10 protein-coding genes and 1 pseudogene are annotated in these 6,163 nt (G+C 68.3%); 5 read left to right on the plus strand and 6 right to left on the minus strand.

Features of this window, described 5'->3' with window-relative positions:
• Positions 1-204 (minus strand): DNA cytosine methyltransferase (locus QOI01_RS25420; RefSeq protein WP_526385916.1); only part of this gene is annotated, 204 nt, incomplete at its 3' end.
• Positions 201-1,487 carry a DNA (cytosine-5-)-methyltransferase gene (dcm, locus tag QOI01_RS25425; protein ID WP_526385918.1) on the minus strand — a complete coding sequence of 429 codons (1,287 nt, stop codon included), beginning with the start codon at positions 1,485-1,487 and terminating at the stop codon, positions 201-203. The genes QOI01_RS25420 and dcm, both read right to left, overlap by 4 nt.
• A gap of 129 nt (positions 1,488-1,616) precedes the next feature.
• Here dcm and QOI01_RS25430 point away from each other — a divergent pair, with 129 nt between their 5' ends.
• Positions 1,617-2,045 carry a very short patch repair endonuclease gene (locus tag QOI01_RS25430; RefSeq protein WP_526385920.1) on the plus strand — a complete coding sequence of 143 codons (429 nt, stop codon included), beginning with the start codon at positions 1,617-1,619 and terminating at the stop codon, positions 2,043-2,045.
• Here QOI01_RS25430 and QOI01_RS25435 read toward each other — a convergent pair.
• Together QOI01_RS25435 and QOI01_RS25440 are read right to left on the minus strand one after the other, a co-directional pair.
• Complete coding sequence (locus QOI01_RS25435) at positions 2,032-2,301, minus strand: LuxR C-terminal-related transcriptional regulator (RefSeq protein WP_526385922.1); 270 nt, start codon at positions 2,299-2,301, stop codon at positions 2,032-2,034. The genes QOI01_RS25430 and QOI01_RS25435 overlap by 14 nt on opposite strands.
• Before the next feature lie 58 nt (positions 2,302-2,359).
• Complete coding sequence (locus tag QOI01_RS25440) at positions 2,360-2,611, minus strand: hypothetical protein (RefSeq protein WP_526385923.1); 252 nt, start codon at positions 2,609-2,611, stop codon at positions 2,360-2,362.
• Between QOI01_RS25440 and QOI01_RS25445 the strand changes: the two genes are divergently transcribed.
• The 3 genes and pseudogenes from QOI01_RS25445 (at position 2,610) to usfY (ending at position 3,676) form a co-directional block, all read left to right on the plus strand.
• Positions 2,610-2,903, plus strand: coding sequence for a hypothetical protein (locus QOI01_RS25445; RefSeq protein WP_526385925.1), 294 nt, complete (start codon positions 2,610-2,612; stop codon positions 2,901-2,903). The two genes, QOI01_RS25440 and QOI01_RS25445, sit on opposite strands and share 2 nt — an antisense overlap.
• A 32-nt stretch (positions 2,904-2,935) precedes the next feature.
• Positions 2,936-3,313: pseudogene (locus tag QOI01_RS25450) on the plus strand (HEAT repeat domain-containing protein); the annotation flags it as partial.
• A gap of 54 nt (positions 3,314-3,367) precedes the next feature.
• On the plus strand, positions 3,368-3,676 hold the full coding sequence (gene usfY / locus QOI01_RS25455; RefSeq protein WP_526385927.1) for a protein UsfY: 309 nt from the start codon (positions 3,368-3,370) through the stop codon (positions 3,674-3,676).
• A 149-nt stretch (positions 3,677-3,825) separates the two neighbouring features.
• Here the strand turns inward: usfY and QOI01_RS25460 are convergent, their stop codons facing one another.
• Positions 3,826-4,155 carry a GNAT family N-acetyltransferase gene (locus QOI01_RS25460; protein WP_526385929.1) on the minus strand — a complete coding sequence of 110 codons (330 nt, stop codon included), beginning with the start codon at positions 4,153-4,155 and terminating at the stop codon, positions 3,826-3,828.
• Positions 4,156-4,213: 58 nt separating this feature from the next.
• On the opposite strand from QOI01_RS25460, the gene QOI01_RS25465 reads away from it, so the two are divergent.
• Positions 4,214-4,669 carry a carboxymuconolactone decarboxylase family protein gene (locus QOI01_RS25465; RefSeq protein ID WP_526385933.1) on the plus strand — a complete coding sequence of 152 codons (456 nt, stop codon included), beginning with the start codon at positions 4,214-4,216 and terminating at the stop codon, positions 4,667-4,669.
• Here QOI01_RS25465 and recD read toward each other — a convergent pair.
• A partial coding sequence (recD, locus tag QOI01_RS25470; RefSeq protein WP_526385931.1) for an exodeoxyribonuclease V subunit alpha occupies positions 4,666-6,163 on the minus strand: 1,498 nt, incomplete at its 5' end. The genes QOI01_RS25465 and recD overlap by 4 nt on opposite strands.

A 6,163-nucleotide genomic window follows, 5' to 3' on the forward strand; every position in this document is an offset into this window, starting at 1 on the left:
GACGTCGGTGCGGTTCGGCAGGGCCCGCAGGTCGCGGACATCGGCCTCGATCTTGGTGTCGGGGAAGCGGCGCCGCAGGACGTGCATGGCGGGCGGTGCGTTCTCGACGAGCAATTGCGCGTGATGCCCGCTTGCGGCCATGCCGAGCTCGAGCCCGCCGATGCCCGCGAACAGACCGGCCACCTTGAGCTTGGACCGCTTCACCGCAACCACTCCAGCGCCACGGCGTAACTCAACCGGGACGGCACCGCGTTGCCGATCATCCGGGCCATCGCGGTGCGGTGCTTCACGCCGTCGAAGGAGAACCAGTCCGGAATGTATTGCAGCCGTGCGGCTTCGTGCGCAGTGATGGTGCGGCGTTCGCTCGGATGTACGTAACGACCCATGCACATGCTGTAGAAGCCGGTGGTGATGGTCTGCGACGAGCGGTCCCACGCCAGCCGCCCGTAGATCGCCTTGTAGCTGTGACCACCATCGGCGTGGCAGGCCGGGCGCTGGCTGTCCGGCAGGTCGAAGTCGCCGTTCTCGAAGAGGTAGTCGATGCGCTTACGCGTCATTGGCGCCGAACGGGCCACGGCGTCGACCAGGCTGACCCGCCGGGACTCGGGCATCAGCGCGAGGTCCTGGAAGGCCCACGCCACGTCCCGCGGTTCGCGCCGGTGTCGAGCGACGACCTCGGCCGGCGTGGTCGTGTGCGTCATGCTGGCCATGAGGACCAGCCGACGACGACGCTGCGGGACGCCAAGGTCGCTGAGGTTGATCACCCCGACGGACACGTGATAGCCGAGCTCCCCGAGCGCATCGGCGGTGCGCTGCACCACGGCGCGCTTGTCGTTCAGCGCCCCCGGCACGTTCTCGATCAGGATGTGTTGAGGTTCAAGCACTTCCGCGGCGCGCACCATCGAGCCGTATAGCTCGTTCTTGTCATCGGAGTGCCGGGTGCGGTTGTTGAAGTCGCTGTGGCCCTGGCAGGGCGGCCCGCCGACCAGAACGTCGACGTCGGCGTGTTGCTTGGCCAGCAGCCGCTCGGCCGAGGTCAGCCGGGAACCCACCCGTCCCGGCAGCACCTTGGTGACGTCCTGGCTCACGGTGGTGGCGGTGGGGAAGTTCGCGGCGTAGGTGGCCGCCGCGACCGCGTCGACGTCGACCGCGAGCACCGGTTCGAACGACCGATTGAGGGCGCGGGCGGCCTCGGCCAAGCCGATCGAGAGGCCCCCGCAACCCGAGAACAGATCAACGACCCGCAACGACGACCGCGATGCGCCGCATGGGGGCGGGACCCTGCTCTGCAACCAGGCGCGTTCCGCCTCGTCGGCTGACGTGGGCCGCGCATCGCGGCCGGTGTAGCCGGCCAACGCGCTGGCCGTCTTGCGACCGTCACGACGGGTGATGACACGCTCGTAGGTTCCGTTGCGCGTGCGGAAGTGTTCGAACCCGGCGTCGACACTGGGCCGTCGTCGGGCAGTGCTCTGTTGTGTTTCGGTCATCAACGTGGTGCGACCTGCGAAGAGTCGTCTGTTCGGCGGCCGCGGCGGATCACGTGAGCAATGGTATTCAGCGGCTCCGACAAGATCGGGCAGGCGAAGCGGCGCGCCGTCGGTCAATAGGCTGGACCCATGGCCGACTCCTGGGCGTCATCACCGGAGGCGCGGGCGCGCATGCAGTCCAACAAGAGCCGCGACACCAAGCCGGAGCTGGCACTGCGGTCGGCGATCCACGCGCTGGGACTCCGCTACCGCGTCTCGGCGAAACCGCTGGCCGAGCTCCGACGGACGGCCGATCTGGTGTTTCCGAGGGCCAAGGTCGCGGTGTTCCTCGACGGTTGCTTCTGGCACGGCTGCCCGGAACACCACACCGTGGCTACGGCGAATGCGAAGTTCTGGGCCGAGAAGGTCGAGGGCAACCGCTCGCGGGACCGCGACACCGACGGGCGCCTGGCCGACGCCGGGTGGGTCAGCGTCCGGATCTGGGAGCACGAAGACCCGCAGGCGGCGGCCCGGCGCGTCGAACAGGTCGTCCGCGCCAGGGGCGTCACAGGTCGTTGACGTCGACCAGCCCGTCCTGGATGGCTCGGGCCACCAGTGCGGCCTTGGTCGACGCGGGTCGACCCACTGCGGCGTACTTGTCCCGGATCCGCTGCAGATGGGTACGGACGGTGGTGGCCGAGATCTCCAGCTGCCGCGCCACGTCGTCCTTGTTGTCGCAGAGGATCCACGCCAGCAGAACTTCCGTCTCGCGGGGTGCGAGCTCCGGGCGCGGCCGGACCGGATTCGGCATTTCCTGCACAAGGGTGACCGTCATGAAGGTCTATCGCCGAGACCCACGGCAACGTTTCCTCCCCGCGTTGCGTGGGAAATCATCAGAAACCATCATCCGTTCGGATGACGCCGAACGACGCCGAAGTCGTCCAGATAATTGACGTGCCCGTAGCGATTTTCGGCAACATCTCGGTCGCGAAACTGGGAACGCCCTCGTCACGCGTGAGTTGGCCGCGAAACGCCGTGTCCACGGAATACGACACCGTGCCGCTTCGGTTGTGCAGGGTGGGTTTTGGGTTGGATGATGGCCCAGGGTCGTATTCATTGGCATCAGTTGCGCAGAGGTAGATCATGATTGATTTGAAGACCATCGCAGGCGGCATCGCCGTCGCAGGAACACTGGGGCTCGCGGCCCTGGGAATCGGCTCGGGTGTGGCGAACGCCGCACCGTCGCAGACGGCACCGGAGACCACCTGGGCCCAGGACGGCGGGGGCCACGGACACGGCGGCGGAGGCGACTGGCACGGCGACGGCGACGGCTGGCGCGGACCGAGATGGGCTCCGCCCCCTCCCTACTACGGGTACGGCGGCTACGGCGGGCCCTGTGTGACCGGGCCGCTCGGGTTCGTACAAGTCTGCGCGTAGCGACGATCTGAAAGACGTCCAGGGCGCCGAAGGGCTCGTCCGTGCGGACACTGATCGACGATCTCGACCCGTTGGTGCGGGCGGCTGCGCTGGCGGCCATGGGCTCGGTCGAGTGGGGTGACGAGGACGGCCAGACCGTCGAACGTGCACTGGACGCGTCGGCCTGGCAGATCAGAAAGGGTGCCGCCCGCGCGCTGGCCGGGGCGCCTTCGCCGTCGGCCGCGGTGCCGCCGCTCTCGCGTGCGCTGGCCGATCCGCACCTCGACGTGCGCAAGGCTGCGGTGCTGAGTCTGACCAGGTGGGCGGCCTCGGAGGCGACGGCGCGCGACGCGCTGGCCGGTGCGCTCGAGGACGGCGACGCGGACGTGCGGGCGTACGCCAGGCAGGCGCTGGCAGCCAGCGTCGTGTGAGCCAGCTCACAATCAGCGTACAATGGGTCGTCTCTCCACGGAAGGGAGATGCACATGAAGAGCGCGCATCGCGATCCCGTCGATCACTCCCGTACGACCCAACCCCATGCCGGTGAATCCTTCATCGACACGCTCTGGCTGCCCGGTCTCGTTCTCATCATGCTCGGCACCGTGACGATCGCCGGCTTCATCGCGGCCACCGCCTATGGCCATCCGGAGGTCCAGCTGCCGCTCGGGTTCATCGCGGGCGCACTGGTGACGGCCGGGGCCATCCTCATCGCACTGGAACACCACCGCGTCAAGCGCGTCGAGGCGCGCTGGCTGACCGAACATCCGGACGGCCACCCGCACCTGCACGTCTAGTCACGCCCGTCCCAGGAGTTACTGCCCGACGGATGGGGTAGCCGTCCCACCTATGAGCGACTTTGGCTCGGTGGCGCTGAAGTCGCTCATAGGCGGGCACATGGAGAGATGCACCGCGGAGAGACTGGTGTGACGGGAGTGGCCGGGCGCTACTGCAGCGAGTCGAGAATCGCCTTCGTCGGCGTATCCACGACGTCCCCGAACTCCGGGTGCTTCTTCACGTACGCGACCACCGTCGGGCACACCGGCACGATGCGTAGTCCCTCGTCCCGCGTCGCCGCCAACGCCTCGGCGATCACGATGGTGGCCAGCCCACGTCCGCCGAACGCGTCGTCGACCTCGGTGTGGTAGAAAACCCGCTTGCCGTCACGGTGGGCAAAGGCCGTGAGGCCCACGGTCTTTCCGTCGACGGCGACGGTGAACCGGCCGTCCTCCTTGGTGACGGTGACGGGCTCGCCGGTCTTGTCGCTCAGGGTCACGGTATTCCTTCCGCTGCGTACGATCGGTCCGACAGTACCCCCGAGGCGAAGGCGCGTGATGGACACCGAGCACCTGCACATCGACAAGCAATCGCCCGAGGCCTACAAGTCGTTGGCTGGGGTCTCCACCGCCGTCATGGCAACGGCCAAGGAGGCGGGCCTGTCCCGCGAGCTCGTCGAGCTGGTCAACGTCCGGGTATCGCAGATCAACGGCTGCCCGTCGTGCCTGGAGGTCCACCATCGCCGGGCCGTCACGGCGGGCGTCACCGACAAGCAGCTCGCCACGCTGTCGGTCTGGCGCGACACCGCACTGTTCGGCGAACGTGAGCAGGCCGCGCTGCGGCTCGCCGAGATCACCACGACGCTACCAGAGCACGACACCGCCGAACGCGAATACGCCCGCGCGCGAAAGGTTCTCACCGACGACGAGCTGTCCGCCGTGATCTGGGTGGCGACCGCCATCAACGCGTTCAACCGGGTGTCCATCCTAAGTCGACACCCCGTCAAACCCTAGCCCCGCAGTCGCAGCGCCAAGCCCGTCGCCCGCACCGCACGCCTCTCGATCGCCGACCGCACCTCCTCGGCCGAGCCCACCACCCGAACCTTCGACTTGGCCCGGGTCACCGCCGTGTAGAACAGCTCTCGGGTCAACAGTCGCGAGTCCGCCGGTGGCATCAGCACCGTCACCTCGGCGGCTTGCGAACCCTGACTCTTGTGGATCGTCATCGCGTACATCGTCTCGAGGTCCGGCAGCCGACTGGTCGCGAACACCCGCGGCTCGCCCGCACTGGCGATCGCGGCCCGCAGTCCGTCCCCACTGGCCACCGTCACGCCGGTATCGCCGTTGTACAAGCGCAGCCCGTAGTCGTTGGCGGTCACCAGCACCGGCCGCCCCGCATACCAGTCCGACCAGATCGGCTCGCCGGTCGCCTCGGTGAGCCATCGCTCGACCTGGTGGTTCCAGTGCTGCACACCGTATGGGCCGCGCCGGTGCGCGCACAGCAGTCGTTGCTCGTCGAGCGTCGCCAACGCTGCCCGGGCGTCACCGAGGACAGCGGCCTGTCGCAGGGCAAGCGCATGCGGCAGAAGCACTTTGCGCAACGGAATCGCCGGGTCCTCGTCGTCGATCCACTCGATGTGATCGCCACCCGACTGCAGAACCTCGAGTGCCGCGTCGGCGTCGCCGGTGCGGATCGCCGATGCCAGCGCGCCGATCGACTCGCCGAATCGATGCGGCGTCTGCAGGACCACCACCGGTGAACCCTTGCCTGCCCCGAGACCGTCGACCAGATCGGCCAGCACCGCGCCGGCATCGACCGAGGCCAACTGATCCGGATCACCCACCAGCAGCAGCCGGGATTGTGGGCGCACCGCCTCGAGCAACCGGGCCATCATGGTCAACGACACCATCGACGTCTCGTCGACTACGACGACGTCATGGGGCAGTCGGTTGCCACGGTGGTGGCGGAACCGCGACGAGTTGTCCGGACGGCTCCCCAGCAGGCGATGCATCGTGGTGGCCTGCAGTCCCGAAAGCCGCCGCTGATCGACGAGTTCGAGCTTGTCGATCTCCAGCTGCACGGCCTCCTGCAGTCGGGCCGCCGCCTTTCCGGTCGGCGCCGCCAGCGCGATGCGTAGCCGCGACCCCGACCCTGCCTGCCCCGCGAAAAGCGCCAGCAGACGCGCGACGGTGGTGGTCTTGCCGGTGCCGGGCCCGCCGGTGAGCACGGTCACCCGTTGCGACAGAGCGATTTCGGCAGCACCGCGCTGCTCCTCGTAGCCCGTCGGGAAGAGGCGTTCGATGTCCGCCTTCGAGTCGACTGTGTCGACGGTGCTGCGCGACACCATTGCCCGAAGGTCGTCGGCGACCTGCTGCTCCTCCCGCCAATACCTGTCGAGGTAGAGCAGGTGCTCCTGGCGACGCAACACGTGCGGGGGCTCGAGCAGCGGGCTGGCCCACACCGCCGCCAGCCAGCCGTCGATCGCGGGCCAGGGTAGGTCGGCCTCG

It is taken from the genome of Mycobacterium sp. (genome assembly GCF_032162605.1).
Classification (GTDB): Bacteria; Actinomycetota; Actinomycetes; order Mycobacteriales; family Mycobacteriaceae; genus Mycobacterium.

What these genes read in the sequence shown, in the direction of transcription:
- dcm (WP_526385918.1), bottom strand. Translation starts at nt 1,487, where the DNA reads ATGACCGAAACACAACAGAGCACTGCCCGACGACGGCCCAGTGTCGAC.
- QOI01_RS25430 (WP_526385920.1), top strand. Translation starts at nt 1,617, where the DNA reads ATGGCCGACTCCTGGGCGTCATCACCGGAGGCGCGGGCGCGCATGCAG.
- QOI01_RS25435 (WP_526385922.1), bottom strand. Translation starts at nt 2,301, where the DNA reads ATGACGGTCACCCTTGTGCAGGAAATGCCGAATCCGGTCCGGCCGCGC.
- QOI01_RS25445 (WP_526385925.1), top strand. Translation starts at nt 2,610, where the DNA reads ATGATTGATTTGAAGACCATCGCAGGCGGCATCGCCGTCGCAGGAACA.
- QOI01_RS25440 (WP_526385923.1), bottom strand. Translation starts at nt 2,611, where the DNA reads ATGATCTACCTCTGCGCAACTGATGCCAATGAATACGACCCTGGGCCA.
- usfY (WP_526385927.1), top strand. Translation starts at nt 3,368, where the DNA reads ATGAAGAGCGCGCATCGCGATCCCGTCGATCACTCCCGTACGACCCAA.
- QOI01_RS25465 (WP_526385933.1), top strand. Translation starts at nt 4,214, where the DNA reads ATGGACACCGAGCACCTGCACATCGACAAGCAATCGCCCGAGGCCTAC.